Origin of the sequence: Streptomyces caelestis (assembly GCF_001279005.1) — a bacterium.
Lineage (GTDB): Bacteria > Actinomycetota > Actinomycetes > Streptomycetales > Streptomycetaceae > Streptomyces > Streptomyces heliomycini.
On sequence record NZ_LGCN01000224.1, the window covers coordinates 1 to 26,351 of the forward strand.

22 protein-coding genes and 1 pseudogene are annotated in these 26,351 nt (G+C 72.2%); 10 read left to right on the forward strand and 13 right to left on the reverse strand.

Going from position 1 to position 26,351, the window contains the following annotated elements; all coding sequences use genetic code 11:
• From ADK41_RS27930 to ADK41_RS27940, 3 genes are all read right to left on the reverse strand, one after another.
• On the reverse strand, positions 1–2,689 hold a 2,689-nt coding region (locus tag ADK41_RS27930; RefSeq protein ID WP_053670317.1), incomplete at its 3' end, for a tetratricopeptide repeat protein.
• A gap of 2 nt (positions 2,690–2,691) precedes the next feature.
• On the reverse strand, positions 2,692–3,159 hold the full coding sequence (locus ADK41_RS27935; protein ID WP_051843331.1) for a hypothetical protein: 468 nt from the start codon (positions 3,157–3,159) through the stop codon (positions 2,692–2,694).
• A gap of 185 nt (positions 3,160–3,344) precedes the next feature.
• Positions 3,345–6,332 carry a Tn3 family transposase gene (locus ADK41_RS27940; RefSeq protein WP_030830896.1) on the reverse strand — a complete coding sequence of 996 codons (2,988 nt, stop codon included), beginning with the start codon at positions 6,330–6,332 and terminating at the stop codon, positions 3,345–3,347.
• Positions 6,333–6,435: 103 nt separating this feature from the next.
• Here ADK41_RS27940 and ADK41_RS27945 point away from each other — a divergent pair, with 103 nt between their 5' ends.
• Positions 6,436–6,684 (forward strand): hypothetical protein, encoded by a 249-nt coding sequence (locus tag ADK41_RS27945; RefSeq protein WP_037804694.1) that lies wholly within the window; start codon positions 6,436–6,438, stop codon positions 6,682–6,684.
• Here the strand turns inward: ADK41_RS27945 and ADK41_RS27950 are convergent.
• From ADK41_RS27950 to rsgA, 3 genes and pseudogenes are all read right to left on the reverse strand, one after another.
• Positions 6,685–7,031: pseudogene (locus ADK41_RS27950) on the reverse strand (Tn3 family transposase); the annotation flags it as partial.
• Positions 7,032–7,164: 133 nt separating this feature from the next.
• On the reverse strand, positions 7,165–8,478 hold the full coding sequence (locus ADK41_RS27955; RefSeq protein WP_234318921.1) for a bifunctional class I SAM-dependent methyltransferase/N-acetyltransferase: 1,314 nt from the start codon (positions 8,476–8,478) through the stop codon (positions 7,165–7,167).
• On the reverse strand, positions 8,475–9,572 hold the full coding sequence (gene rsgA, locus ADK41_RS27960; protein ID WP_030830902.1) for a ribosome small subunit-dependent GTPase A: 1,098 nt from the start codon (positions 9,570–9,572) through the stop codon (positions 8,475–8,477). Before rsgA ends, ADK41_RS27955 begins: the two co-directional genes overlap by 4 nt.
• 471 nt (positions 9,573–10,043) lie before the next feature.
• On the opposite strand from rsgA, the gene ADK41_RS27965 reads away from it, so the two are divergent.
• The gene (locus ADK41_RS27965; RefSeq protein WP_030830906.1) at positions 10,044–10,781 is read left to right on the forward strand and encodes a dienelactone hydrolase family protein; all 738 of its coding nucleotides are present in this window, start codon (positions 10,044–10,046) and stop codon (positions 10,779–10,781) included.
• A 121-nt stretch (positions 10,782–10,902) separates the two neighbouring features.
• Here the strand turns inward: ADK41_RS27965 and ADK41_RS27970 are convergent, their stop codons facing one another.
• Both ADK41_RS27970 and ADK41_RS27975 read right to left on the reverse strand, forming a co-directional pair.
• The gene (locus ADK41_RS27970; RefSeq protein WP_030830909.1) at positions 10,903–11,829 is read right to left on the reverse strand and encodes a hypothetical protein; all 927 of its coding nucleotides are present in this window, start codon (positions 11,827–11,829) and stop codon (positions 10,903–10,905) included.
• A 473-nt stretch (positions 11,830–12,302) separates the two neighbouring features.
• A complete protein-coding gene (locus ADK41_RS27975) occupies positions 12,303–12,716 on the reverse strand; it encodes a hypothetical protein (RefSeq protein ID WP_037804696.1) in 414 nt (137 codons plus the stop codon).
• 228 nt (positions 12,717–12,944) lie between these two features.
• Between ADK41_RS27975 and ADK41_RS27980 the strand changes: the two genes are divergently transcribed.
• Positions 12,945–13,793, forward strand: a complete 849-nt coding sequence (locus tag ADK41_RS27980; RefSeq protein WP_030830912.1) for an oxidoreductase — start codon at positions 12,945–12,947, stop codon at positions 13,791–13,793.
• Positions 13,793–14,407: a TetR/AcrR family transcriptional regulator gene (locus tag ADK41_RS27985; protein ID WP_030830915.1), complete on the forward strand. Its 615-nt coding sequence runs from the start codon at positions 13,793–13,795 to the stop codon at positions 14,405–14,407. Before ADK41_RS27980 ends, ADK41_RS27985 begins: the two co-directional genes overlap by 1 nt.
• A gap of 145 nt (positions 14,408–14,552) precedes the next feature.
• Here the strand turns inward: ADK41_RS27985 and ADK41_RS27990 are convergent, their stop codons facing one another.
• From ADK41_RS27990 to ADK41_RS28000, 3 genes are all read right to left on the reverse strand, one after another.
• Entirely contained in the window at positions 14,553–14,762 is a 210-nt protein-coding gene (locus ADK41_RS27990) for a hypothetical protein (protein ID WP_030830918.1), read from the reverse strand.
• A 378-nt stretch (positions 14,763–15,140) separates the two neighbouring features.
• Entirely contained in the window at positions 15,141–15,539 is a 399-nt protein-coding gene (locus ADK41_RS27995; protein WP_037804698.1) for a winged helix-turn-helix domain-containing protein, read from the reverse strand.
• A 20-nt stretch (positions 15,540–15,559) separates the two neighbouring features.
• Positions 15,560–16,081 (reverse strand): replication/maintenance protein RepL, encoded by a 522-nt coding sequence (locus ADK41_RS28000; protein ID WP_030830924.1) that lies wholly within the window; start codon positions 16,079–16,081, stop codon positions 15,560–15,562.
• 886 nt (positions 16,082–16,967) lie between these two features.
• Between ADK41_RS28000 and ADK41_RS42570 the strand changes: the two genes are divergently transcribed.
• From ADK41_RS42570 to ADK41_RS28015, 3 genes are all read left to right on the forward strand, one after another.
• Positions 16,968–18,479: an FAD-binding oxidoreductase gene (locus ADK41_RS42570; protein WP_063756564.1), complete on the forward strand. Its 1,512-nt coding sequence runs from the start codon at positions 16,968–16,970 to the stop codon at positions 18,477–18,479.
• 29 nt (positions 18,480–18,508) lie between these two features.
• Positions 18,509–19,717 carry an acyl-CoA dehydrogenase family protein gene (locus ADK41_RS28010; protein WP_051843333.1) on the forward strand — a complete coding sequence of 403 codons (1,209 nt, stop codon included), beginning with the start codon at positions 18,509–18,511 and terminating at the stop codon, positions 19,715–19,717.
• Between the two features lie 239 nt (positions 19,718–19,956).
• On the forward strand, positions 19,957–20,721 hold the full coding sequence (locus ADK41_RS28015) for an SDR family NAD(P)-dependent oxidoreductase (RefSeq protein WP_030830933.1): 765 nt from the start codon (positions 19,957–19,959) through the stop codon (positions 20,719–20,721).
• Positions 20,722–21,114: 393 nt separating this feature from the next.
• On the opposite strand, the gene ADK41_RS28020 is transcribed toward ADK41_RS28015, so the two are convergent.
• A complete protein-coding gene (locus tag ADK41_RS28020) occupies positions 21,115–22,098 on the reverse strand; it encodes a ScbA/BarX family gamma-butyrolactone biosynthesis protein (RefSeq protein WP_078662059.1) in 984 nt (327 codons plus the stop codon).
• 171 nt (positions 22,099–22,269) lie between these two features.
• On the opposite strand from ADK41_RS28020, the gene ADK41_RS28025 reads away from it, so the two are divergent.
• Positions 22,270–22,938, forward strand: coding sequence for a ScbR family autoregulator-binding transcription factor (locus ADK41_RS28025; protein ID WP_030830940.1), 669 nt, complete (start codon positions 22,270–22,272; stop codon positions 22,936–22,938).
• Positions 22,939–23,437: 499 nt separating this feature from the next.
• On the opposite strand, the gene ADK41_RS28030 is transcribed toward ADK41_RS28025, so the two are convergent.
• The gene (locus ADK41_RS28030; RefSeq protein WP_030830943.1) at positions 23,438–23,953 is read right to left on the reverse strand and encodes a shikimate kinase; all 516 of its coding nucleotides are present in this window, start codon (positions 23,951–23,953) and stop codon (positions 23,438–23,440) included.
• A 354-nt stretch (positions 23,954–24,307) separates the two neighbouring features.
• Here ADK41_RS28030 and ADK41_RS28035 point away from each other — a divergent pair, with 354 nt between their 5' ends.
• Both ADK41_RS28035 and ADK41_RS28040 read left to right on the forward strand, forming a co-directional pair.
• Positions 24,308–25,972, forward strand: a complete 1,665-nt coding sequence (locus tag ADK41_RS28035; protein WP_051843336.1) for a class I adenylate-forming enzyme family protein — start codon at positions 24,308–24,310, stop codon at positions 25,970–25,972.
• Positions 25,969–26,346, forward strand: coding sequence for an AMP-binding enzyme (locus ADK41_RS28040; RefSeq protein WP_030830949.1), 378 nt, complete (start codon positions 25,969–25,971; stop codon positions 26,344–26,346). Before ADK41_RS28035 ends, ADK41_RS28040 begins: the two co-directional genes overlap by 4 nt.
• The last annotated feature ends 5 nt before the right edge of the window (positions 26,347–26,351 follow it).

A 26,351-nucleotide genomic window follows, 5' to 3' on the forward strand; every position in this document is an offset into this window, starting at 1 on the left:
GCGAGTTGGCGAGGCCGGGCTCGTGGGCGGCCGGGTTGGCCGCCGCAAGCCGGCGCCAGAGGGTTACGGCCTGTTCGGTGACGGTCAGGGCCTCGCCCCCACGACCGACCCCCGACAGGTGGTTGCCGAGGTTGGTCAGCGAGCCAGCGAGGTCGGGCTCGTGGGCGGCCGGGTTGGCCGCTGCAAGCCGGCGCCAGAGGGTTACGGCCTGTTCGGTGACGGTCAGGGCCTCGCCCCGCCGCCCCACCTCCGACAGACGGACGCCAAGGTTGGATAGCGAGCGGGCGAGGTCGGGCTCGTGGGCGGCCGGGTTGGCCGCCGCAAGCCGGCGCCGGATCTCCACCGCCTGTTCGGTAACGGTCAGGGCCTCGCCCCCACGACCCACCCCCGACAGCCAGTTGCCGAGGTCGTTTAGCGAGTTGGCGAGGCCGGGCGCGTGGGCGGCCGGGTTGGCCGCCGCAAGCCGCCGCCGAATCTCCACCGCCTGTTCGGTAACGGTCAGGGCCTCGCCCCCACGACCCACCCCTGACAGGCGGCGGCTGAGGTTGGACAGCGAGCCAGCGAGGCCGGGCTCGTGGGCGGCCGGGTTGGCCGCTGCAAGCCGGCGCCAGAGGGTTACGGCCTGTTCGGCGGCGGTCAGGGCCTCGCCCCGCCGCCCCACCTCCGACAGGTGGTTGCCGAGGTGGGTCAGCGAGCCAGCGAGGTCGGGCTCGTGGGCGGCCGGGTTGGCCGCTGCAAGCCGGCGCCAGAGGGTTACGGCCTGTTCGGTGGCGGTCAGGGCCTCGGCCCGACGCCCCACCTCCGACAGCCAGTTGCCGAGGTTAGACAGCGAGTTGGCGAGGGCCATCTCGTACTCAGCCGGGTTGGCCGCCGCAAGCCGACGCCAGAGGGATACGGCCTGTTCGGCGGCGGTCAGGGCCTCGCCCCGCCGCCCCACCTCCCACAGACGGATGCCGAGGTTGGACAGCGAGCCAGCGAAGTTGGGTAAGTGTTTGGGGTGTGTGAGGGTGAGGCCGCCCCAGGTTTGCACGGCTTGCTGGCTGTTGGTGAGCGCTTCGTTGTACAGGCCGGCGTAGGACTGGCGTAGCGCGAGAGTGTCGTGGATGCGGGCGCGGGTGGTGAGGTCGTGGGTGATGGCCAGGCGGTGGTGCGCAAGGCGCGCGATGACGGCGGCGATACCGATGTCTAGGTCGGTGTGTCGGTCTTCGGGAAAGTGGAGTGCAATGGCTCTCAGGACCGTGATGTCGAGGGTGGGCAGGTCGGCCAGGCGGGTCAGGGCGGCGCCGCCCGCAGCCAAGGCGAGTTCGGGGTGGCTGCGCAGGAGCGGGTCGAGGTGCTGGATGGTCAGGTGGGGCCATCGGCGGGCTGCCTCGATCATGACCGACAGGGCCTGGCGGGTGTAGGCGGCCGGTCCGGTGTCCTGGGGGTCAGGGGCGAGCAGCGCGGCGGGTGTGGTGAGGGTCCAGGGGTCGGTGGCGTGGTATCCGAACTCTTCCTCGCGGCCGGGCAGGGTCAGCGCGAGGTAGTCCTCGCCGAGGCGGTCGGGGGACAGCGGGTCCAGTACCAGGCCCGTGTTGGCGAGCGGGTAGCAGCGGGTGTGGTCTTCAACCAGTTGCCTGCCGGCGGCTGGGGTGTCGGCGGCACCGGTGCGGGTCAGGGCTGCTGCGGCATCGGCGGGGGCCAGGGCACCGGTGAGGGTGGCCACGTACACGGCCCGGCCCATGGTCTGCTCGGTGGCACGCAGCGGGCCACGGCCCTGATCGTGGGAGGAGCGCCAGTGGTCGTGTTCACGGTCCAGCAGGTAGGAGGACAAACTCGCCTGGCCGCTGCCGGACGGTGGTGTCGTCCCGCGACTGGCGGCGTCCACGTCGACCAGGGCACGCATGTGGATGGTCAGAGGCAGGGCGAACACACGGTCGTCGAGATTGCCGGGTACACCAATCCTGGCGGTGTGGGTATGAGTGAAGATCTCGGCGAACCGGTCGCGGGCCGCGACGTACATGTCGGCGCGCGCCCCCGGGGTGTCCGGGAGCCCTTCGAGCCGGAAGGCGTCGACGTTGAGGATGTCGAGTTTCGCGAGCTGGTGGGCCAGGCCCTGCCACCAGGTTCCGGCGGGGCGGGCCAGCAGCAGGATGCGCAGCCGGTCGCGGGCGGCGTCACGGTGCTGGCGCACCAGCGTGATCAAGTCGTCCAGCGGCCATCGCTCGGCGTAGTCCACGATCAGGACCAGGCCCGGTGCCCGCACGGTCAAGGACTGGTCACCGCCCCCGGCCGAGGCGACCTCACTGCGGTGACGGGCCAGCGCGACGGCCCATCCGGCGCCGGCCGAGCGTGCGGCGAACTCGGCGGCCAGCCGGGTCTTGCCCGACCCGCCCTCGGCGTGCACCAGGCGCACCGAGAGCCCAGGTGGCTCGTCGTCGCGCCATGACTCCAGGAGTGCGAGTTCCGGGCGGGGGAAGAACGGCACCACCCGGTGGCGGGCCGTCAGAAGCCGGCTGGGCACCCGCGCCAACCCGGCCGGCACCGCAGGCTCGGCCAGGGGGAAGGGTTCCACCCGGTACGGCGGGACACCGCGGTAGATGTAGTTGTACTGGTCCCCGCGCTGCACCGCGTTTACCCGGCCGGCGCTGATGGCCGCGATGTTCTGTGTGAAGACGACCCCGTCCTGTGGGCCCCTCGGCGCGTCCATGCTCAGCCCTGGCTCTCGTCGGGTGCCGGCCCCTCCGGGGGCCGGGCGCTCGTGGCGTCCATGTAGTAGTTGTGCTGGGCGCCGTGCTGCACGGCGTTGACCACGCCGTGATCGCGGGCGGTGTTGTTCTGCACCCACTGCTGCTGTGCCGCCGGCAGCACCGCCTGGATCTCGGCCGCCAGTGCGCTCAGGTCCCCGGCCGCATCGGGGTGACGGGCGAGGAACCCTTCCAGCTCCAGTTGCCACAGCCCTATCAGCGCCCCCCGGGCTCGCTCGCCGTCTTCGGCTCGGGCGACCAAGGCTGCATTGGCGTCCAGTTGCGCCTCGATATCGGCCTGCCGGTCGGGGCTTCGGCGATGGAAGAGTTCCGCGGCGCGGTCGCGAGCGGTGGCCCAGGCATCGGTGGCCATCGCGGCCACAATTGTCGTCGCACCGACCATGGCCAACGTCTGGATCTCCTGCGGTTCCATAAATCCTCCTTGTTGCTCACGAATGCATGCTGGTCACGGCCACGGCAGCCGGACTGATCGTCACCGTCGCATCGCAGGGCACCGCTGCGCGGGAACGGGCAGCAGTCCTCCTGACCGTCGCCATCGTGATCCGTGCCACGCGCGGGCGGGAGGACCGGCCCGGGCCTGGCCGTGCTGTGGCGTCACTAGTTGCCCCCGGCCGAGGCGCGGGTGCCGATGTCCAGCCGGGCGCCCAGGTCGAGGCGGACCTCGCCGTAGGGGCGGACGTGTTGCCAGAAGAGCGGGGTCAGGCCGCGCCGGTCGGCCGGGCCGAGCAGAGCGGCCCACGGGGGTTCGGCCAGGACGTCCTGGAGCATGAGGGTGTTGACGTACACCAGCGACGCCTGGAGGATCCGCAGGCACAGCGCGGCCATCTCCACCTCTTCGCGCCGGTTGGTGGAGATCTCTCCGCCCTTGCCGTAGTAGATCACCGCGTTCGCCGCGTTCCAGGACTCCACCACGTTCAGCCCCTCCTCGATCTCCCGCTGGAGATCCCGGTCGCGCAGGTAACGGGCGACAAAGCAGGTGCGCTGGGCGCGACCGATCTCCAGCATCGCCTGGTAGGCCGGGTGAGAGGCGGCCCGGGTGAAGCGGGACAGGATCGCCTCGGTGGAGGCGGTGCCGGTGCGGATCGCGGTGGCGTACTTGATGACCTGGTCGTAGTTGGCGTTGATCACGTCCCAGCGGATCGGCCGGGTCAACGCCGCCTGGAGGTTCGGGTAGGCGCCGGGCTCGCCGGCGTTCGGCCGGTACAGCCGCACCCGGTTGATCTGCTTGATCCGCGGCAGCAGGTCCACGTTCAACAGCCGCGTCACCCCGAAGCCGATTTCGGACTGGCCATGGCTGTCCACATAGTTGCCCTCGACGCGCATCGTGGTGCCGTGCCGGATGGCGCCCTCGACCATCGCCGCGACCTCCGAGGCGGAGGCCCGCAGGGTCTGGGAGTGCACCACCACCGCCCCCCGCTCGACGTGCCAGTACACCAGGATGCCCCGGCCGCCATAGCGGGAATGCCACTCGGTGAACAGGTTCTGGTCCCACGAGCGAAAGTGCGTGGAGTCCGAGGCCACCGCCGTCGACCCGGAACCCCACAGCCCCGCATCACGGGCGGCGAAGGTGGCATTGGCGATCTCGATGGCGATCTGTCGGGCCGCCTCCGGGGTCAGGTAGCGGCGGCGGACGTAACGGATCTCCTCCTCGGTATGGCCGTGCGCGCCGCCAGCCACCGACCGGATCCCCGCGTTGGTCCCATAGGCGTAGATCGCGAGCATCAGCCGCTCGGCCAGCACCTCGGGCGCCAGGTGCCCGCTGCTGGCCAACACGGCGACCGCCTTGAGACAGCCAGTGCGCAGCACCGCCTCCTTGAGCATGTCGATCAGCGGCACCGCGTTCCACCGGCGGCTCACCTCGCTCTTGACCCGGCGCAGGTTGCGCGGCTCCTCCTGGGCTTCCGGCGCGGTGAACTTGATCGCCCCGGCCTTGCGCTCGGTGACCTGCACCCAGTCCAGCTCCGGCAGGGCCTCGTCGAGGCTGCCCAGGGCCTGCTCCATCTCCTGGCGCAGGGACGCGGTGAACACCGCCGGGTTCAGCGGCTTGCGCAGTTCGCCGTAGTGCTCGGTGCGGCGGGCCTCGAAGTCGCGTGGCAGGTCCTCGTCCGGGTTGCGCCACCGCCCGGCGCCGACCACCCACACCTCCTTGCACCGCAGCCGCTCCCGCAGGGCCTGGAAGGTGGCCACCTCGTACACCATGCGAACGATCCGCTGCCGACCGCGCCGGTCCGCCCGGTGCACCATCTCCGCCCACTGCCCGGTGGTCCCGCGATGGGCCGGCGCCACCTCGCCCAGCGGGTAGTAGGTGGTGTTCCCCGCCTTCGCGTACCGCTGCACGAGCTCCAGCGCATCGATGACCGGGCGGTACGCGGAGTTGCTGGAGCGGAACTCCAGCACGCCCAGCAACTCGATCAAACCCTTGCGGTAGTGGTTGGTGTACGACGCCTTCAGCGTGGTCTGCACCGTCCGCCGATACACCGGCCCCTTCGTCTTGTACTCGTGCACCAGCTCCCTCAACGTCTGCTCGCCACCCCGCACGGCCGGGAAGACCACCTCGCGTACCTCGCCGTCCGGCTCGGCCAGCGACGCCTCGGCGACGGCGAACAAAATGTTCTCCTTGCCCGACACCCGCTTGAAGGCGTTGATCAGCTCGTTCGTCACCTTCCGCTCGGCGCGGGCGCCGATCCGGTGCACCGTGGCGATCAGCAGATCCACCAACGAATCGGTGACCTCGCGCTCCCGCTCCACCAGCAGCGCGGACAGCAGGGTCACGGTCGCCTCGTCCGACCGGCGCCGCAGGTGAGACGGCGATTCGACGGCCGCCCGCTGCCGCCAGGAGGCCAGTACCTTCGGCGCTACGTCGGCGAACAGCGACGCGGGCAGGCCGATCGCTCGGATCGCGGTCAGCTTGCGGATCTCCCGCAGCATCGACTCCAGGCTGACGTTGCCCGGCATCGCCTTGACCAGGGACAGCACCGATTCGCCGCCCCCTGCCTCGGCACCGTCCCGGTCTTCCTCGGCATCGTCAGCGGCTGCGACCAGAGCGAGGACCCGGGCCCGCACCTGCGCCGTCAGCCGCGCCGCGATGCGCCCGAACCAGGCATCCTCCGCAGTGTGCAGGGCCGAGCGGACCATCCGGGTGATCCGGTCCGGCGTCGGCGGTTCGATGGACTCCTCGCGGCAGTGCTTCAGCAACTCCTCGCGCACCCGGTCGCCGTTCCGCTCCGCATGCGCGACGTCGGCAGCCAGCCAGGCCGTCAGCTTCTCTGCGTCCTGCACCGAGCACACCCGGAACCCCAGGTGCTCGCGTATCTGGGCCCGGTGGTACTCGATCGTGCTGCCGGCCCACTGATAGGAGTCGAACTCCGCGGCCGACACCTTCATCTGCCCGGCGACGAAGGCGACCACCTCGTCCGGGAACTCCGCCCGTCCCCTGGGAAACCGTCCGTGCTGCGTGTAGTGCTTCAGCAGCAACGCGAAGCCCAGCCGCGTCGCGCCGCGCTTCCCCGCCACGAGCTCCAACTCGTCATCGAGCACCGTCCAGTGCTCGACCAGCTTGTCCATCCCCACCGACCGCCGCCCCATGGCCGCACATCATGCCGAAGCACCCCAGCTCCGAACGGCAGATCCATCAAAGCTCCACCGATTTGGGGCTGGTGGCACGTTCGTTAATGACACCCCAACCCGCGTGACGCTACGCCGCACCGGCATCGGCCGGGCGCCGCGGTTCTCGTGGCGGAAGGGGAAGCCGCTGGTCGAGTCGGCGCCCGGCGTCGTGGCCGAGCTGGCCCGCCAGGTCGGGCTGATCACCACCGCCGTCGGGGACCGGCAGGTCCCGGCCGTGGCCTTGGTCGAACGCCTCATCGCGGAGGGCGGCCGGGCCGTCCTCGCGGAGAACTGCGCGGCCGACGTCGCCGAGTACGGCGAGGACGCGTAGTCACTCGTCGTCGGTGGCGTGCTTGTCGCGCAGGGGCCGCAGGCCGCCGGACAGGTCGGGGAGCTGGAAGGAGTACCGGCCGAGCACGTTGATGTGGTGGCGGACGAACGGGGAGAGGCGGGCGATGTCCTCGTCGCGGACGTCGAAGCCGTCGGCGCGCAGCTGGTTCACCGAGGCGTCCCCGCCCTCGTGTTGAAGAGCACGAGGGCATTGAGGACCAGTCCGAGACCGCCGATCCGCTCTTCCATGTCCGGCAGACGGAGATCACCGATTCGCTGGTGGACCTGTTCATCCAGCTCGTACTGAAGAGCAGCACGCCGGCGGAGCGAAAGGTCGAGAAGGAGCCGAGGTCGAACCGGACGACATCCACCCGGACATGAGCAGGCGGTTGGACCGGGGACTGCGCGGCACGAGTGTGCTGCCCGGCCCGGAAAGGCCGTGGCGCCCCGGGGAACAAGCCCCGGGGCGCCACGGGAACGGTCAGACGCCAAACGCGGCGGGGTACTGGATCGTGCCCGCCGGGACCGGACGGGTGCCGTCCAGAGCCATGGCCATCATGGCCTCGTCAGGTACGTCGAAGGAGGCACGGATGCCGAAGCGGGAGGCCGGCGTGAAGCCGAACCGGGGGTAGTAGTCGGCGTGTCCCAGGACGACGACGAGGTTCTCCCCCGCGGCCCGGGCCGCGGCCCGGGCCGCGGCCAGGGCGGCGCGGACGGCCGCGGAGCCGGCGCCGGTGCGCTGGGCTGAGGGCAGTACCGCGCACGGGGCCAAGGCGAGGGCAGGTCGACCGTCGACGTGGCAGCGGGTGAGGAGCGCGTACCCGACCGGGGTGCCGTCGGGGGCTGCGGCGACCATCGACAGGCCGTCGATCCACGCCTTCGGGTCGGCGCGCAGGGCGTCGACGATGTCGGCCTCGAGGGCGGTGGGGAAGGCCGCGAGGAGGATGTCTCGGACGACGGGGATGTCGTCGGCGGTTTCGGGACGGGCGGTCCAGGTGGTCATGGTTCCGTTCTCATTCGTGTCGTGGGGGCGGAGGATGTAGGCGGCGTAGTCGTAGTCGCTGCCGTGTTCACGCCGCATGCCGATCTCCGTCCGGTGCGCGGCCAGGGCCTCCGGCATGCCGGGCCGCTGCGGGTCCGCTCGGGCCAGGCGCTGGGTGAGCGGCGTGTAGTACTCGTCCCACCAGTCGCTTTCCGGCAGCGGCCAGTACGCGCGGAGGCGATAGCCGGCGGCCAGCGCGATGTCGGTGTTCGCGGCGTGGGTGCGCAGTGGGTAGGCCGCGTCCCAGTAGGCGCGCGCCGGGGCAGCGGGGTGGGGCACGGTCCATTCGATTTCGGTGACGACGAGGACGCCGCCCGGGGCGAGCAGGCGACGCCAGGCGCGCAGGGCGACGTCGAAGCCGATGGTGTATACGGACCCCTCGGCCCAGACCACGTCGAAGCTGTGATCGGGGACGGGCAGTCGGTCCATCGAGCAGTTGACGACCGTGACCCGGTCGCCCAGGCCCCGGCGGGCCGCCTCGGCGGCGAGACCGTCCAGGAAGGGCTGGTGCAAGTCGACCGCGGTCACGTGCGCACCGGCTTCCTCCGCCAGCAGCAGGGTGGAGCGGCCGGGGCCGCAGCCCGCGTCCAGCACCCGCGGGCACTCGGGCAATGGCCCGGCCATCTCCAGCAGGCGCCGTGTGGTGGCGTCCGAGCCGGGGCCCTGCCGGGGCAGATCGTGGTGCAGGGCGAAGAACGCCTCCGTCACCGGGTCGGCGCCAGGAGCGTGGCCGGGTGTGCCGGTGTCGTTCACAGCCGGCGTTCCCGGAACCGGTAGGTGGCACGCAGATGCCGCGTGATGTCCTTCTTGGCGGCCTCGCGGTCGGTGCGCAGCCGAGCGTCGGTGCGGGAGGCCGCGTAGGCGTTCTCCCTCAGCAGTCGGCGGTAGCTCTCCAGACGGCGCTGGGGAATCTCGCCTGCCTCGACGGCGGCCAGCACCGCGCAGCCGGGTTCGCTCCCATGTGCGCAGTCCGTGAACCGGCAGTCCTGGGCGAGGTGTTCGACCTCGGCGAAGGTCTGCTCCAGCCCGTCCTGGGCGTCGTGCAGGCCGATCGCGCGCAGACCGGGGGTGTCCAGCAGGACCCCGCCGCCGGGCAGTGGAATCAGCTCCCGCCATGCGGTGGTGTGCCGCCCCTTGCCGTCCACGTCACGCACAGCGGAGGTCGCCAGCCGTCCCTCGCCCAGCAGCCGGTTGCCCAAAGTGGACTTGCCCGCGCCGGAGGGGCCCAGCAGCACGACGGTGCCGTTCAGGACGGCCGTCAGGGTGTCCAGGCCCAGCCCGGTCACGGCGCTGGTGACCAGCACATCTGTGCCTGGTGCCAGCTCGGACACCTCGGCTGCGGCCAGTTGCGCGTCGGCGCACTGGTCGGCCTTGGTGAGCACCACGACCGGCTGGGCGCCGCTCTCCCAGGCCAGGGCGAGCATGCGTTCGGTCCTGCCGTGCTTCAGCGGGGTGCCCAGCGACACCGTCACCACGACCGTGTCGATGTTGGCGGCCAGGACCTGGCCACGGGAGGTACGCGAAGCGGTGGATCGCACCAGGGCGGTGCGTCGCTCCAGTACCGCGTGCAGCACCGGTCCGTGACCGGTGGCGGCAGGACGCAGGGCGGCCCAGTCGCCCGTGCACGGCGGCGACAGCGGATTCCTCCGGTCGGCGGCACCGGGGATCTCCGCACGGAGGATTCCGGCGTCGGTGACCGCTTCGCACGAGCCGCGTTCGGCTCGCACGATACGGGCCGGGACCAGGCCGGCATCGCGATGGGGCGCGAAGGCGTGCTCGCACGCCTCGTCCCAGCCGTAGTCCGCCAGGGAGTACGGCTGAGCATGATGGAAAGGAGAAGGGGACAACGTAGAGACCCTTGAACAGGGACCCCGTCGAGCGCGAAGCTCCGCCCCCGTGAGCCATCGAGCTTGGGCGGGGGGTGAACGTCAGGTCAGACCGGGGCCCGGGACGTGAGGATGGTCCGGCGTGCGCTGCACACGGCAGCGGCCTTCACGGCAGACATCAACTCACCTCCCCCTTCCGGTCCCGCAGTTGACCCGATTGTCCCTGCTCCCCAACGCTAACACGTCCCTTCCCCCGGCACCGGACAACGCCGGGGACGGAGGGCGTCGGTGCACGAGGGCTCAGGCCCGGCGGCGGGCGGCAGGATCGCGCTCCGCGACGTGCCGGGAGCGGGCCGGCGGCCTCGGCCCGGAGAGATGGCCTCGAAGCCCTGAGCGCCGGGCCCGTCCCGTATTCCGGAGGGACACCGTGCTGCTCTGCCGGCGGCAGAACACCGGCCGGACCGGGCTCGACGATCCCTACAGTCCGGTCCCATGACGACGATGACGACGCGTACGGTCGAGTACCCGGCCGACGGTCTGACGATGATCGGGCACCTCGCGCTCCCGGCCGGTGCCGACCGCCGGCCCGGGGTGCTGCTCGGACCGGAGGGCATGGGGCTCAGCGACGTCGAGCGCCGCCGGGCCGATGCTCTCGCCGAGCTGGGATACGTAGCGCTGGCCTTCGACCTTCACGGCGGGCGCTACGTGGGTGACCCCGAGGAGATGCTGGCCCGTTGCATGCCACTGCTCGCTGACCCCGACCGGATGCGGGGGATCGGCCGTGCGGCGCTCGACGTGTTGCGCACCGAGCCCCGGACCGACCCCGACCGGATCGCCGCCGTCGGCTACGGAACCGGGGGCGCCGTCGCGCTGGAACTCGGGCGAGCCGGCGCCCACCTGCGCGCGATCGGGACGGTCAACGCGACCACCACGGGCCGGCCGGGCGAGGCGGCGCGCATTCGCTGCCCGGTGTGGGCCGGGGTCGGGTCGGAAGACCCGATCATGCCGCCCGCGCGACGGGACGCGTTCGCCGCCGAGATGCGGGCCGCGGGCGTCGACTGGCGCCTCACGGTCTACGGCGGAGCCCTGCACGCCTTCCACCACCCGCCGGTCGACCACCCCGTGGTCCCCGGCGTCGGCTACCACCGACAGCACGCGCGGCGAGCCTGGCGCGACGTCGTCGACCTGCTCGCCGAGTGCCTGCCCGTGACGGAGGATCTGGGGGCATGACCCGGGCGAACCTGCCGGCGCCAGGGCTGGTCGGCGTCGCGCACCGACCGTCTCCTCCCCTCGGGCCCGCACAGCGGACCCGCGTGCGGACCGTTGTGCGCGCGTGGAGCCGTATCAGGATCTACTCGTTGCCCTGGCCGATCGGTCGTCGCCTCGTGTCGGTGCTCGTTTCGTCGGCGAAGGGGGAGGGGGAGTGGGCGACGACGTCGGGCAGGAGGGTGGGGGCGATGTCCTTGAGGTCGGGGTGGGTGGCTGCGACGCCGCGCAGCAGGCGGGGGAAGGTGACCCGGTCCAGGGCGCGTCCGGTGCGGGAGAGGAGCAGGGGGCCTGTGGTCCCGGTGGAGTGGGGGGCTTTGTGGGTGCGTACCGGCAGGTAGTCGTCCAGGGCCCACACCACGGGTCGGGGGACGGGCTGGGGGCGGGTGACGGCGGAGGCGCTGTTGTTCTTGGCGGGCAGGCGCCAGGTGGGTCCGGCGGCGTTGTCGCGGTGGATGTGCTGGAGGATCACGGCGATGGACTGGCCGGGGCGCAGGCCTGCGAGGGTCATGTAGACGGCGAGGCGGGCGCGTTCGGCGTGGGGGCCGCGGTAGCGGTCGGCGGCGGTGCGCAGGGCGTCGGTCTGGAACCGGGTGAGGCTTTCGCGTTCGGCGGGCGGGGTGGGTCCGGCCAGTGCGCGGCGTGGGGGGAGGTTCCAGTGGGCGGCTCCGAGGTCTTCGGTGCAGTGGGCGTAGAAGGAGCGGACGGCGGAGACGGCGCGGCCGCGGGAGGCGGCGGCCATGGGGCTGCCGTCGAGGTTGGTGAGCCGGCTGGCCCAGTGCTGGATGTGGGAGGGTGTGAAGTGCCAGACGAGGTGGCCGATGTGGGTGAACCAGTCCTGGTGCCATCCGGGTGGGGCGTCGATGCCGGCGAGGAGCAGTCCGTAGCGGTAGCGGGTGTCGTCGTCCCAGGCCCGTCCTCGGACCTCCTGGCCGTCGGGCCGCAGGTAGATCCCGGACAGCCATCCGCGCAGGATCGTGTACGGGTCCGGTGCTTCGGTCGGGAAGGCCATCGCGTCACCCCAGGAACTCGCGCGCAGTGGTGGGACCCGGGCCGGTGGCGCTCCCCGACTCAGCACTTTGAACTTTACGGAACAGACCCTGACCTTCGTCAACAGCCACGGGTCGGCTGAGCGCCGTGCGGAACCCGCGGGACGGCGCCGGGCCCCGCGCTGCCCTTTCACTGGGCTGGGGAACCTGGTCTGTTCCGTAAAGTTCAACCACTTCGATCACTGAGCTCTCGTCCGCTCGGCGCCCAGGTCGAACAGCTGCTGTGATCGATCCTCGGGTACGCGTGCCGGTCATGTGCGGAATCACGGACGGGATCACCCGTCCGTGATCGATGTCGAGGCCCGCCGAGGACGAACGGAGCGCGCGGAGCCTGCGGGAACCGGGGGCGCACCCGTCCAGGCCCTGTCCTCGTATGGCTACGGCCAGGTGGCGAGTAGCCCTGTGCAGCGTTCTGGGCTGCGGTCTCGGCGGTCTGTCAGCGCCGCGCGTCGGCCACGAGGGAGTTGACGCGGTTCTCGTGCGCGCGGCGGGCCTTGCGCTGTGCCGGGATCGCTGCGGCGTTGTCGAGCGGCCGGCGGCGGTCGAGGAGCCGGCGACGTACCGCCGGGATGGCGCTGACGCGCAGGATGCAGCCCTGGCCGCGTCGTACGGTCACGCCCTGGTCGAGCGCGGCCCGCTCGGCGGGTTCCAGTTCGGCTGCGCGGAGGAAGTCGGCGACCTTGCCCGGCATGCCGAAAGTCATCAGCACCTCCAGGGCCGGGCTGTCCTCGTGGCCGACGGTGTGCCCAGGCAGGAGGTCGGCGACGGCTGTACGGATGGCGCCGCGGCTGACGTCGTGTTCGCGGGCGAGGCCGGCGACGGACCGGCCGCCCAGGTACGCGGCGCGCACGTCTTCGAGTCTGTCGGCCGGGACGGCGGGGCGGCGGGGCGGTGCCCGCCCTTGCTGCCCTTGGCCTCGGCGGCGCCGATTCGGGCGGTGCGGGGCACGCGGATGACTTCGAGTACTCCACCCCGCGAGTACTACCAGAGTCGACATGATGACGATAAAAATCGACACTGTGTAGACTTTCTGGTGGAGGAGCGCTCCGGCTTCTCGCAAGACCTCTCTGGAGGAACAGTGCAAAAGCAGAACTGGCTCATCACCGGCGTCAGCACGGGCCTTGGACGTGCCTTCGCCGAGGCCGCCCTGACCGCAGGTCATACCGTCGTCGGCACAGTCCGCTCCGAGGAGGACCTGCGGGCCTTCGAAGAGCTCAGGCCCGGCAACGCTCACGGTCGCCTGCTGGACGTGACGGACGATGACGCCGTCCCCGGTGTGGTCGCGGAGGTGGAGCAGAGCGTCGGCCCTTTGGACGTCGTCGTCGCCAACGCCGGCTACGGCCTGGAGGGAACCTTCGAGGAAACCCCGCTGGCCGAGGTGCGGCGGCAGTTCGAGGTCAACGTGTTCGGGGCGGTGGCCACGCTGCGGGCGGCGCTGCCCCACATGCGCCGACGTCGCCGCGGACACCTGATGGCCGTCACCTCCATGGGAGGGCTCATGGCCGTGCCCGGCATGTCCGCCTACTGTGGCAGCAAGTTCGCCCTGGAAGGCATCCTCGAGGCGCTGGGCAAGGAAGTCGCGCAGTTCGGCATCCACGTGACGGCGATCGAGCCCGGCTCCTTCCGCACCGACTGGGCCGGACGGTCCATGACACGCGCCGCGCGGACCGTCGACGACTACGACGAGTTGTTCACCCCCATCCGCGAAGCGCGGCAGAAGGCCAGCGGCAACCAGCTGGGCAACCCGGCCAAAGCCGGGGACGCCCTCGTGCACATCACTTCGGTCGAGCGCCCGCCGGCCCACCTCGTCCTGGGCTCGGACGCGCTGCGACTGGTCACCGCCGCCCGCACGGCCGTGGACGAGGACATCCGCGCATGGGAGGCACTCTCCCGTACGACCGACTTCGCCGACGGCGCGCAGCTCTGATGCCCGGCCACCACCCCGCGCGGAGCCGTCGCGCCGCCGAACGCAAGGGGGATGTCCGGGAGCGGGCCATCCTCGACACCTGCGAGGCCCTGCTGGCGCACAAGGGCTACGACGCCATGACCGTCGGCGACATCGCCCAGGGCGCCGGCATCACCCGCGGCGCGCTGTACTTCTACTACGGTTCCAAGCAAGAAGTGGTCACGGCGCTCGTGGCCCGGACCGTCGAGCACCTGTGGGAGCGGTCGAGGGCCACCGCGGAGGCCGACGAGCCGCGCCGGGCCATCGCGGCAGCCATGCAGCGCACGGTCGAGCTGTGGAATGAGCACGGCCTGGTCATGCGCACGGCGATCGACCTGTCGTTGACCGTGCCGGAGATCGGCGAGCTGTGGAACCACACGGCTGACCTGTTCATCGCGGCCATCACCGCCGTCCTGGAACGCGCCGGCATCCAGGCCGGCACCGCACCGGACCAGGCCCCGGCGATGGCACGCGCCCTGTGCTGGATGATCGAACGGACCTTCTACCACGCCTCACAGGAATCCCGCGAAAAGCTCCAAGATGCGTCGGCGACGTGCGAACACATCTGGCTGACCAGCGCCGGTCTGACCACCTGAGGTATCTGCCATGGACGCGGTGCGGCGCGGAACCACGAAGTTCCGGTCGGGCCTTGCCCAGTGAAGTGGACACCTGTTCGCGTCGTTGTGCGGCGAGGGTGGTGGTGACCGGATGCTGTCCGTAGGCGATCGGAGCCCCAGCTCCTCACCCCAGGGCCGCCGCCGGTCCACCCCCGGGGGCGCGCGGCCCGGGCACGGCGTCCCGGGCGGTCAGGTCCAGGTCGAGGCGTCTGTTCATGTTCAGCTCGACCCGGTCGTAGGGATTCACGTGGGTCCGGAACAGTGAGGAGAGCGCCCGCTCGGCCGCGGCCGGCCCCACGCCCGCACGGGCCCTGCGCGCGGCCACCGCGACCACGGCCCGCCGCTTCCGCCTCGGCGACCGGGGGCGGACCGCCGAAGGCCTCCCGCCGGTCGACGGCGACCCGGCCGCGGCATCGGCGACATCCTCGGCACCCGTGCCGTCCGGCGCCGCGGCACCCGCCTCGCGGCACGACCGCGCTCCTCCCCCCTCGAAGGAAGGCTCGGTCGGCGGGCTCGACGCCCTGGCCGGCACCCGGCCAGGGCGAGGCCGGGTAGGCCCGGCGCCGGTCCTCGCTGCGCTGCTCCTCGGCCATCCGCCCCGCTTCGCGTGGTGCCGTGCCGGGCCCGGGAGGCATACTGGGGTGGTCGCAGATTCGCGTACAGGTGCGGCAAGGCCCCGGCAGTCCCGCCGGGGCCTTGGTGCTTCTCGGCGTCAGGCGACGGCGTGCAGGCCGCCCTTGCCGGGCTTGGGAGGACGCTTGCCGTAGCCGGGGACCCTGATGGAGGGCGGGCCGCCCACCGACAGCAGCTGGGTCATCTCCTTCTCCAGCTCGGTCTGCGACTCGTAGCCGGCGACGGCCGGGTTGAGGGCGTAGCGGTGGCCCCGGCCGCCTCCCGAACGCAGGACGATGCCCCGCTCGACGAGCAGGGCCATGGCACGGCTCATCGAGGCCTGGCCCACGCCGAGGATCTCGTCGATCTCGGACTGGTTCATGCCGACCGAGCCGCCCGGCTGCTGATGGGCCACCATCACCGACAGGACGTCGATGGCCGTCGGCGTCAGCCGGAGCTGGTGCAGCATGCCCAGCAGACCCGTGGTGTTGAAGAGCATGGCGATCAGTATCCCTTCCGTCAGCCGGTGCCGGTGCCGGTCTTGGGGAACCGGGTCAGTTCGGGTGAGAGCTCGTCGGGGAAGCGGGAGTCCAGCGCGAGGGCCCGCAGTTCGGCGAGGAAGTCGTACTGCTCCTGCCCGTTGCCGTTGTAGGCCACACGGGGATTGAGCTGATAGGTCGACCTCTTGGTCCGGTGGATCAGGTTCTTCTCGCACAGGGCGTCCAGGGCGTGGCCGATGCTGGTGCGCTTCACGCCGAGCTCCTCCGCGATCTCCGCGTGGGTGACCGCGATCCTGCCCTTCTTCTGCCGGCCGATGATGTTCGACAGCACGGCCGACTGCAGCTTCGTGATGGCGTTGTGCATCAGGCAGTAGGGCAGCACACGCCGCAGGAAGTAGTTGCTGACGAGCGAGTAGCCGTCGGCGCCGAGCATGTCGTGCGGGGGCCGCCGGTAGACGGTCGTCCTCACCTCGTGCACCGGGGTCTTGCCGAACTGCTCGGCGATCAGGCGCGCCAGGTCCGGGCCGTCGTCGGCTCTCACCGCCCGTACCGGTCTCGCCTGCCGTGGCTCGGGCCCCGCGTGCGATCCACGCAGAGGCTGTGCAGATTCACCCATGAGGGGTCCTTTCGCATACAGGTGCTGGGCACTGTACGGCAAAAGTTGTGGCCATCCGCATGTTCCGCCCCGGAGAGTTGCGAGTGGCGGCAAGTCTGTGTCGGCGACCGTCGACATCCGCTGTCCCGGCCCTGATGTGGAACCAGGGCATCCGGCCGAGACCGGCCAGGTTCTGCCTGTGAACGCCCCCGGCAGGGGAAAGTTGCGCCTCCTCGCATGTTTCCGACGGAAGTTGCGACCAGGCGCAACTTTCCCCTCTGAATGTCGGCGCTCAACGACATCCAGGGAGGCGTAATGTCGGCGGCCACCGACATTTGCTCACGTAAACCCACAGGTCAGAGGCCGGTTTTCGGAAATCCCTCTTAAAAAAAGAACCCCCGGTGGCTCAGCTCGCTTCGCGTGCGGGGCCGTTGACCGGTGAAGGCCCTGGTCAGCAGCAGCGGTACCGAGTCCCGGGTGGTGCCGGCCGTGACGGAAAAACAGCATCGAAAGCGTGGTGGCGGCAGGGGGTGGGCCGTCCTCCGAGCCTCCGGCCCGGAGGACTCCGTACCTCCGCACCCGGTCGGCCGGCCGCGGCCCGTCGCACCGTCCGTTCGTGGGCCGGGGCCGGAGCGAGGAGGTCGTTTTCGACGGCGGAAGGTGTGCGCGAACCACTCAATGGGCGTGCGCGAACGGGTGACCGAAAACGCACGTGCCTTCCTAGCGTGGAAGCCGCGGATGACGAGCCGTGTCCCCATGGCCGTCCGCCCTTTCCAGCACCCCCGTGTCCACCACGTCCACGCCGCTGTCGAAGGAACCCCGAGGTGTCTCGATGACCGTTCTTCCCGAAGCAGGCACCCGGCACGAGGCGTCCGCCGCCGGCCGTCTCAGGGCCGTGCTCGCCAAGGCGGCTCAGGTGGTCGGCGCGGACCGGGTCACCTACCCCGACGAGGAGACGACCGGCACACCGGCCACCACACTCGGACCCAACGTCAGCCTCTACCGCTCGCGCGCCGTCTTCGGGGTGGTACGGCCGCAGACGGCCGAGGACGTGCGGCGCGTGGTGGAGCTGTTCGCCGACGGGGAGACCCCCGCCGCGCTGCACGCCTTCAGCACCGGAGGGAACTGGGGGCTCGGCTCGCGTGAACCGGCCCGGGACGGGGCGGTCGTGCTCGACCTGTCCGGCCTCGACCAGATCCGCGACATCGACGTCGCCCGGGGCTGGGCCGTCGTGGAACCCGGCGTCACCCAGGCCCGCCTCGCCCGGCTCCTCGAGGGCGGCGAGCGCATGCTGAACGTGACGGCCTCCTCCGCGCACACCAGCGTGGTCGGCAACGCCCTGGACCGCGGTGTGGGCCTGCGTCACCAGCGGGTGGAGGACCTGACGGGCCTGGAGGTCGTGCTGCCGGACGGGGAGTTGATCCGGGTCGGCTGGTGGCCCGAGCAGGACCGGCCGACCCCGGTCTACGCCCACGGCCTCGGCCCCTCGCTGGTGCAGCTGTTCGTGCAGTCCGACCTCGGCGTGGTCACCGCGGCCACCGTGCGGTTGCTGCCGCGGCCCGAGGCGCTGCGGGTGGTCCGGCTCACCTTCGCCCCCGACCGGGTGGAGGCGGCCACCGCCGAGGTGCGGCGCTGGGTGGCACAGGGGCTGACCCGCGGTGTGGTGAAGATCTACAACGAGGTGGCCGCCCGGGCGTACGGCGGCGAGCCCGGCCAGTACCTGGTCCATGTGTGCGTCGACGGGACGCCGGAGGTCGTGGACGCGCTGAGCGGCATCCTCGCCGTGGAGGCCGTCAGGTCCCGCCTGTTCGGCGCGGTGTCGGACTCCGACGCGGCCGATCCGGCCGCGGCCGGCCATGACGTCGCCGTGCGGGTGGAGCGCGCGTACGGCGGTGATCCGGATCCGACGGACGCGCTGTTCGAGGCGAAGACGGGCCGTCCGGCCGTGCGGCTGGACGAGGAGGGCGGCTTCCTGTTCTTCCTGCCGCTGGTGCCGTTCGACGGGGCGGCGCTGGCGCGGGCGGACGAACTGGTCGGGCGGGTGCGGGCGGAGACCGGGATCCGGTGCGGTGTGACGCTCAACGTGCTCGGCGCGGACGTCGTCGACTGCGTCGTGACGATGAGGTTCGCCCGTGACGGCGAGGAGGCCGAGCGGGCCCACCGGGCGCTGGACCGGCTCTACGAACTGTTCGCGGGTGAGGGGTTCCTCCCCTACCGCCTCGACGTCGATCACGCCGGCTGGGCCGGCCGGCTGCCCGCGGGCGCCGGTGCGCGGGCCTTCGCCCGGCGGCTGAAGGACGCCGTCGATCCCCATCACGTCATCGCCGCGGGGCGCTACGCGTGAGTGCCGCGCGCCGGGAAGGAGGAGGCCGTATGAGCCTCGTCGACTTGCTGGATTCCGTCTCCGCCGAGGAGGGCGCCCTCACCGCGGAGGAGATCCTGGCGCGGGCCCGCGCCGTCGCGCCCCGGCTGCGCGAGCGGGCCGAGGACATCGAGAACAGCCGGCAGTTGCCGCCGGACGTGGTCGAGCTGCTGCGCGGGACCGGTGTCTTCCGCATGGCCCGTCCGAGGGCGTGGGGCGGTCCCGAGCTCGACGCCGTGCAGCAGACGGAGGTGATCGAGGCCCTGGCCACCGGTGACGCCTCCGCCGCCTGGTGCGCGATGATCGGCATGGACACCCCGATCTACGCGGGGTTCCTCCGCGAGGACGTCGCGCGCCGGCTGCTGGCCGACCCGGACGCCGTCACCGCCGGGGCGATCACGCCGACGGGCCGTGCCGAGCGGGTGCCCGGCGGTTACCGGGTCACGGGGCAGTGGCGCTTCGGCAGCGGGATCACCCACAGCACCTGGGTCGTCGGCGGTGTGCTGGTCACCCGCCGCGGCGAACTCGAGCCCGGGCCGCCCGGGGCTCCGGGCGACTGGCGCATCGTGGTGGCTCCGGTCGAGGACTTCGAGACCGAGGACACCTGGTACACCACCGGCCTGGCCGGTTCCGGCAGCAGGGACTACCGCACGGAGAACCTGTACGTGCCCGAGGAGTACACGTTCAGCTTCGCCCGGCCGCGGGTCACCGGGGCCGCCGCCACGTCCGACGCGGTGCTGCGCAACATGCCCGGTGTGCCGCTGGGGGTGGCGCGTGCCGCGATCGACCATGTGCGCCGGATGGCCACGACCCGGGTCGACCACGCCGCGCGGACGCCGTGGGCGGAGAGCTATCGCGTCCAGACGGCCGTCGCGCGGGCGGAGATGGAACTGGCCGCGGCCCGGTACGCCGTCTACGGCAGTCTGCGCGAGCAGTGGGAGGTCCTCCAGGCCGGCGACGTGCCCACGGCCGACGAGCAGGTGGCGACCGTGCTGGCCCGGGCGGGCGCCTTCCGTACGGCCCGTTCCGTCGTGGCCTCCCTCTTCGACCTGGTGGCGACCGCCGCGGTCTACCGGCCCTCCGTGCTGGACCGCTGGCTGCGCGACCTGAACACGATGTGCCAGCACGTGGTCGCCCAGGACCAGGTCCTCCAGTCCGCGGGCGCCCGTCTGCTGGGCGGTGTCCCGCACAACGCCTACACCGTGGGCGTGGTCCCGTAGGCGTCCGGCGCGGGACGGCCGCACGGCGGCCTTGCCGGTGCGGTCTCCTCGCGGCGTGGCCGCCCCGGCCGTGCGGCGGGCGAAAGCCCGTATCCGGCCACGTGTGTCAGGTCGGTGGCCGGGCGGGAGAGCCGTCCGGTGGGTGAAGTCGGGGCGAAGTCCCGTGGGACGACGGAGGAATCAGGTCGATTGTGTGCACCGGCGATAGCGGAAGACGTTCCTCCGATAGTTTGGGGATCATGAAGCGGGACGGCCCTTTGGCAGGTAAGTGCGTCTTCATCAGCGGGGCGAGCAGCGGGATCGGCGCCGCGGCCGCGCGGGTGTTCTGCCGCGACGGCGCGGCGGTGATGCTGGTGGCCCGCCGCGAGGAGAGACTGCGGGCCCTCACCGACGAGTTGCGCGCCGCGGGGTACGAGGCGGAGTTCACGACCGCCGACGTCGTGCGCGGCGCCGAGGTGGCCGCCGCGGTGGAGCGCACGCTCGCCTGCTTCGGGCGGCTGGACGTCGCCTTCAACAACGCCGGCGCCGCGGCCCCCCAGGTCCCCCTGCACGAGACGGCGGACGAGCTGTACGACCTGATCATGGACACCAATGTGCGCGGGGTGTGGAACTGCATGCGGCACCAGATCCGCGCGATGCTGCCGCACGGCGGGGCCATCGTGAACACCAGCAGTACCGCGGGGCTGGTCGCCACCCCCGTCGCGGCCCCCTACGTCGCCTCCAAGCACGCCGTGGTCGGGCTGACGAAGGCGGCGGCCGCGGAGTACGCGGCGCACGGTATCCGCATCAACGCCATCGCGCCGGGTTCGACGCGTGGCGAGATGCTCGACGACTGGCTCGAACGGCAGCCCGGCGCCGAGGAGTTGATCCGCAGTGCCACGCCCCTGCCGCGTCTGGCCGACCCGGAGGAGATCGCCGAGGCCGCCGCCTGGCTCGGCAGCGACCGGGCTTCGTTCGTCGTCGGCGCCACCGTGCCGGTGGACGGCGGCTGGACGGTCCGGTGACCGGCTGCGGCGGGGTGCCGCTCCCGGCGTGGCCGCGGGTGTGCGCTCCCGGGCTCCGGCGCGGTGGGGCGCGGTCGGGACCCGGGAGGCGCACGGCGTCGGTCCCCTCGGCGTACAGGTGTGGCCGGGGGTTCTTCCGCTGGGGGAGGGAGGGTGACGGGCCGGTGGAGGGGGCGGCACGTGGCGCGCGTACGAAGGGAACGCATCCGGTGACGTGCTCTGCCGGGGCAGGCCGTGGGGGGATGCCGGCACGAGGGGACGGTCGGGCGGCACCCGAGGAGGGGAGTCGTTCAAGGACTCGTACGGCGACGGCGGTTCGGCTCCGTCGGAGAGCGGGACCGGCGGCCCTGTCGGGCGGTCTCCCGCGGGAAGGCGGCGTGGCGCCGCGGTGCCCTAGCGGGCGGCGGTGTCGGCGAACTCGATCGTGAAGGCGAGTCGCTCGTTCTGGTGGCCGGTCACGCGGACCGAGGTCGTTCCGTCCTCGGCGGTGTCCTGGTGGGCCTCGATCCAGCACGGCTGGTCGAGCTCGACGTACCGGCTGAAGTTCATCCTGGAGGACGAGGGGACGAACCGGCCCGGGGGGACGGTCAGGCCGGCGGCCTGCTGTGCGGCCTCGACGAGGACCATCGCCGGGATGTGGTCGTTGACCCGGTCGAAGAAGAGCGTGTTGGCCGGGTCGGCGCGCAGCTGCCAGCGGCCGGTCCGGTCGGGTGCCGCGAGGACGACGTCGCACGCCCGGGTGTGGTGGACGGTCGGCGGGTCCATCGGGGCGGGCAGCGCGGCGGCCAGGTCGGGGGCGCCGGTGGTGGGGAGGGAGCCGCGTATGCGGGTGTAGGCGGCGGGCGAGGTGATGTTGAAGCGGATGGAGCCGGTGCCGACGGCGCGTCCCGCGGCGCGGATCGTCATCTCCAGCGCCACGGCGGACGGCACGGCGCCGCGCCGGCGCAGGTCCGTCACCTCGACGTCCAGGGTGAGCCCTTCGGAGGGGGTGTCGAGGGTCGGCAGTTCCGTGTCGAGGCGGTGGCCCATGTCCCACATCACGAAGTGGTGGCCCAGGGGGACGCCCAGTTCGGCGTGCGAGACCAGGAGGGTGGTCTGCCGGATCGCCTCCAGCACGTAGGAGGCCGTGTACCGGCCGTCCGTCGTCGTGAAGAGCCGGTGGCGGTGGGGGAGGCGTGCGGAGACCGTGAAGTTCGTGTCGTCATGGCGGGTCAGTTTGGTGGGGAGCACGTCGTGCGCTTGTGCCCGGTGGACGAGTTCCCGGGCCACCGGTGTCGGCGCGACGGGGGGTCTTACGGCTTTGACCTGGGGGAACAGGGCGTAGGACGCCCCTTTGTAAAGTCCCCGGGTCTGTGAAGCCATAGCACTCGAAGTCATTGCTGTCCCTTCGTCGGTGAAGGTGCACGCGGTGAGGTATGGCCGATCGCCCCCCGCGGTCGGTAAAGTACAGGCATGCGGGTTTGTTTTTCAATGGAATGAACGACGGACCCGCAGATCAGGAACAGGAAGCCGTCCTTCCGGGGCGGCGGAGCACAGATGGGAGGCCGCGTGGCACGGCAGGAGCGTGCGGTCAGGACCAGGAAAGCAATCCTTGACGCAGCTGGGGAGGTCTTCGCCGAACATGGTTACGCGGGGGCCACGATCTACGACGTCTACAACCGGTGCGGGGTGACGAAAGGAGCCTTCTACTTCCACTTCGCGTCCAAGGTGGAACTCGCCCAGGCCGTCCTGGACGAACAGGTCAGCGGTCAGATCGGCTACCTGGAGGTGCCGCCCGGCGAGCGCACGGTCAAGCTCCAGGAAGTGTTCGACATGGGGCTGCTCGTCGCCCACCGCCTCACCTTCGACCGGATGCTGCAGGGCAGCATCCGGCTGGCGGTGGACCAGGTGCACGAGCTCAACCGCCGGATTCCGTACCAGGCGTGGATCGACGCGCACCTCAGGATCCTCACCGAGGCGGACGAGCGGGGCGAGCTGCTGCCGGACGTCGACATCCCCGACGCCGCGCAGATGATCGTCGGCGCGTTCAGCGGGGTGCAGCTGATGTCGGAGGTGATGAGCGACCGCAGTGACCTGGAGGAACGGATAGCGGTGCTCTACCGGGGGCTCGCCCGTGTGATCGCGACCTCCGAGACGTACGAGCAGCTCGACCTCACGACCGACCGCGGCAAGCGGCTGATGGCCAGGTCCGAACAGGAGCAGGCCGCCGCCGAGTGAACGGGTCCGCCGCAGGCAGGGGGAGCGCGGCGGCCCCTCGGCGCCCGGGCGGCCACGCGGCCGGTCCGGTTCGAACAGGCTGCCCAGCCGCCCGCGGGAACGGACGACCAGCTGCCGCGACCGCTCGGCCGGCTGCGGTCGCCGGCCGCGGACGGCCTGCCGCGGCGATCCGGTGGTGCCGCCCGTCCGCCGTGAGCGACGACGCTCCGGCTCCGGGACGGCGCCACGACCGGTCCGCCACGGCCGCCTCAGATGTGCCGGGTCCGCGCTCCGGAGTCCCGGCGGCACGCTCCCGACAGCCGCTGCGGCCCGGTTCGGAGACCTGCTCGAGGGCTGCGACGTTCACGTCGCGCACCGGCGGGCGCCCGCGGCCCACCGTGCCGTCCGGTTCCAAACAGGGCGGCCTGCCGTCGAGGGCCCGGCCCGTTCACGCCCGGGTGCGCGCGGTACCGGCGGGCCGTGGCCGCCCCACGGCGTGGTGCGGAGCCGGCGCCGCCGGTCAGCGGGCCGGCCGGAGGGACAGGGACCGCAGAGCCACCCACGCGACCTGCGCGGCGTCGCGGCCCCGGGTGGGGACGGTCACCCGGGCGACCTCGCGGTAGAACGGCGCGCGCTGCGCGGCCAGTTCCCGCAGCCGGGCGGCGGCGTCCCCGGCGAGCAGCGGACGGCCCGTAACGCCCCCGCGGCGGCCCAGCACGTCCCGGACCCCGGCGTCGACGTGGACCACCGGACCGCCCGTGAGCAGCCCGCGCGTGTCCGGATCCACGACGGCGCCCCCGCCCAGCGCGAGCACTCCCGTGTGCTCGGCGAGCGCGGTGCGCACCGCCGCCCTCTCCAGTTCCCGGAAGCGGCGTTCCCCGTCCTGGGCGAAGAGCTGCGCGACGGACCGTCCGGTGCCGGCCTCGATGTCCTCGTCGGTGTCCCGGAAGCCGACGCCGAGGTGTCCGGCCATCAGCCGCCCCACGGTGGACTTGCCCGCCCCGGGCAGGCCGACGAGTACGGCGAGGGGCCTCACGCGGGCACCGTCCGGTCGAGTGGGCCGGGTAGGCGGCCGGCGGCCGGCGGATGGGTCCGGGCGATGGGCAAGGCATCCTCCTCGGGGCGGCGGGCCGACGGGGCCACCCTCGGATGATCGGCGCCCCCGAGCGCGTGGGGCGCGCGGACCTGACACACCGGCGCCGTGGCATCGCACTTTCCGATACACATTGAAAACCCGCATGCGGGTTTGTTTTGCTGTCTCCAGCTCCCCTGGTGCTTGATCCGCCTCCGCGCCCGCCGTGCGTGCCGTACCCGACGCCCGCCGCTCGGCGCGGAGGCGCGACGAGGGCCGGACGCCGGAGCCCGGGCTCACCGACCACGGAGAAGCCACATGATCAAACTTGACGACATCCGCCGACATGCGGCCGCCCGCCCCGACGCGATCGCCGTCGTGGACGGCGCGACGCGTCTGTCCTGGACGGACTTCGCCGACGCGGTGGACCGGTTCGCGGCCGGCCTGGTGGCCCGGCTGCCGGAAGCCGGCCCCGTCCGTGCGGTGTTCCTGGCCGACCCGAGCGGGCAGCTCACGGTCGCCCTGGCCGCCTGCACGACGCTCGGCGTCCCCTGCACGGGGCTCGACCCCGCGCAGGACGGCGACCGGCTCGACGCCCTCCTCGGCGCGCTCGACCCGTGCGCGGTGTTCGTCGACCCGCACCACCGGCCGCTGCTGGAGGGGCGTACGTGGCCGGGCGGACCCGCGTCCTCGTGGATCACGCTGGACGCCACGGCGGCCGACGGGACCGAACCGGCGCAGGACGTGCGCGAGCCCGCGTGCGAGCCCGTGCCGGGCGGAGCCGGGACCCCGGAGGCCTCCGGTGCGCCGCACCCGGAGGTGTCGTTTCGCCGCCTGTCGGAGAGCGAGCCGTTGCGCCGGCTGCCCGAACCACGGCACCGGGAGTCCCTCGGCGTGGTGCCCGGCGGGCAGCGGATCACGGTGCGCCGGGCCGCCACCGAGGGGCGTGGACTGGTCGCTCTGATCGACGAGTTCGGATTCGACGCGCACGACACCCACCTGGTGGCCGCGCCCCTGTGGCTGCCCCTCTCCCTGCAACTGGCGCGCACCCTGCTCGCGGTGGGCGCCACCGTGGTGCTGGACGCCACACGGGACGCGCAGACCCTGGCCGCGCTCGTCACCGCCGAACACGTCACCACCGCGGTGTTCGACCCGGGCACGCTGGGCCGGCTGCTGGCCCACCCGGCGTCCGCGCCGCTGGCGTCCCTGGGACGTCTGCGCTGCGTGATCGCCCCGGGCCGGCACGTGGGCCGCTGGACGGTCAACGCCGCCTGGGAACGGCTCGGCCCCGTGCTGCACCTGGCGTACACGACACCCGAGACCGGGCTGAGCGCGATCCTCACCCCCGAGGAGGGGCAGGTCTCCCGGATGCGCACGGGACGGGCGGTGCTCGGCACCACGCTCGCGGTCCTGGACGCGGAGGGAGCCGTGCTGCCGGCCGGAAGACCCGGCCGGGTCGCCGTCTGCGGGCACCACGTGATGGACGGTCACCTCGACGGCGAGGACGCGTTCGTCACCCTCGACGCGGGAGCGGGGGAGCAGCGCTTCTTCGTCACCGACGACCTGGGCGTCCTCGACGAACAGGGCCGGCTCACCCTGACCGGGCGCGGTGCGGGCGTGACGTCGCCCGCCCGCGACCGCGCCCTCGACGCGGCACTGTTCCGCCTCGAGTCGGACCTGCTCAACCTGCCCTGCCTGCGCGACACCGCCGTGGTGCGGGTCGGCCTGCCCGGGCTCGGCGACGCGCTCGTCGTGCCGTTCATCGCCGTCGCCGTCGGCCGCGAGGTCTCGGGGCACACCGCGCTGCGCACCGCCTGCGCCCGCCGGGTGCCGTCGATCCCGGCCCACGTGATCGCGGTCGACCACATCCCCTACAGCCCCACGGGCCGGATCCGGACCGCCGAGCTGCTGGAAGCGGTGCTTCCGATCATCACCCTGAACCTCCAGCTGGAGCAGAGCGTGCATCAGGAGGTTTCCGCATGACCGCCCACCCCTCGTTCGACCTCTTCGAGGACGTCCCGGACGCCGACCTGGACAGCGGCTTCTTCGCCCTGGAGGGGGAGCTGCTCGAGCTGGCCTGCGTACGGGAGTGCGCCGTGGTCCACACCGAGCTGCCCGAGCTGGGCGGCGCGCTGGTGGTGGCGTTCGTCCCGCTCTCGCCGGAACGGGAGATCTCCGGGCGGCGGGCCGTGCTCGCGGCCTGCCAGCGCAATCTGCCCGCCCTGTACGCGCACGCCGTGGCCGTGGACGAGCTGCCGCGCACCGCGGAAGGGGCCGTGCGGAAGGGGGAGTTGCTGGACGGCGTGATGCCGCAGCTCGCCCGGGACCTGATGTCGCCGGTGGCGATGGCCGACTGAACGAC

Bases quoted from the DNA above. Each gene is read 5' to 3' on its own strand.
- ADK41_RS27970 (WP_030830909.1), bottom strand. From the start codon at position 11,829: ATGGCCTTCCCGACCGAAGCACCGGACCCGTACACGATCCTGCGCGGA.
- ADK41_RS27985 (WP_030830915.1), top strand. From the start codon at position 13,793: ATGCCCGGCCACCACCCCGCGCGGAGCCGTCGCGCCGCCGAACGCAAG.
- ADK41_RS27995 (WP_037804698.1), bottom strand. From the start codon at position 15,539: ATGCTCTTCAACACCACGGGTCTGCTGGGCATGCTGCACCAGCTCCGG.
- ADK41_RS27940 (WP_030830896.1), bottom strand. From the start codon at position 6,332: ATGGGGCGGCGGTCGGTGGGGATGGACAAGCTGGTCGAGCACTGGACG.
- ADK41_RS27965 (WP_030830906.1), top strand. From the start codon at position 10,044: ATGACGACGATGACGACGCGTACGGTCGAGTACCCGGCCGACGGTCTG.
- ADK41_RS28020 (WP_078662059.1), bottom strand. From the start codon at position 22,098: ATGACTTCGAGTGCTATGGCTTCACAGACCCGGGGACTTTACAAAGGG.
- ADK41_RS28010 (WP_051843333.1), top strand. From the start codon at position 18,509: ATGAGCCTCGTCGACTTGCTGGATTCCGTCTCCGCCGAGGAGGGCGCC.
- ADK41_RS28035 (WP_051843336.1), top strand. From the start codon at position 24,308: ATGATCAAACTTGACGACATCCGCCGACATGCGGCCGCCCGCCCCGAC.
- ADK41_RS28040 (WP_030830949.1), top strand. From the start codon at position 25,969: ATGACCGCCCACCCCTCGTTCGACCTCTTCGAGGACGTCCCGGACGCC.
- ADK41_RS28015 (WP_030830933.1), top strand. From the start codon at position 19,957: ATGAAGCGGGACGGCCCTTTGGCAGGTAAGTGCGTCTTCATCAGCGGG.
- ADK41_RS27935 (WP_051843331.1), bottom strand. From the start codon at position 3,159: ATGGAACCGCAGGAGATCCAGACGTTGGCCATGGTCGGTGCGACGACA.
- ADK41_RS42570 (WP_063756564.1), top strand. From the start codon at position 16,968: ATGACCGTTCTTCCCGAAGCAGGCACCCGGCACGAGGCGTCCGCCGCC.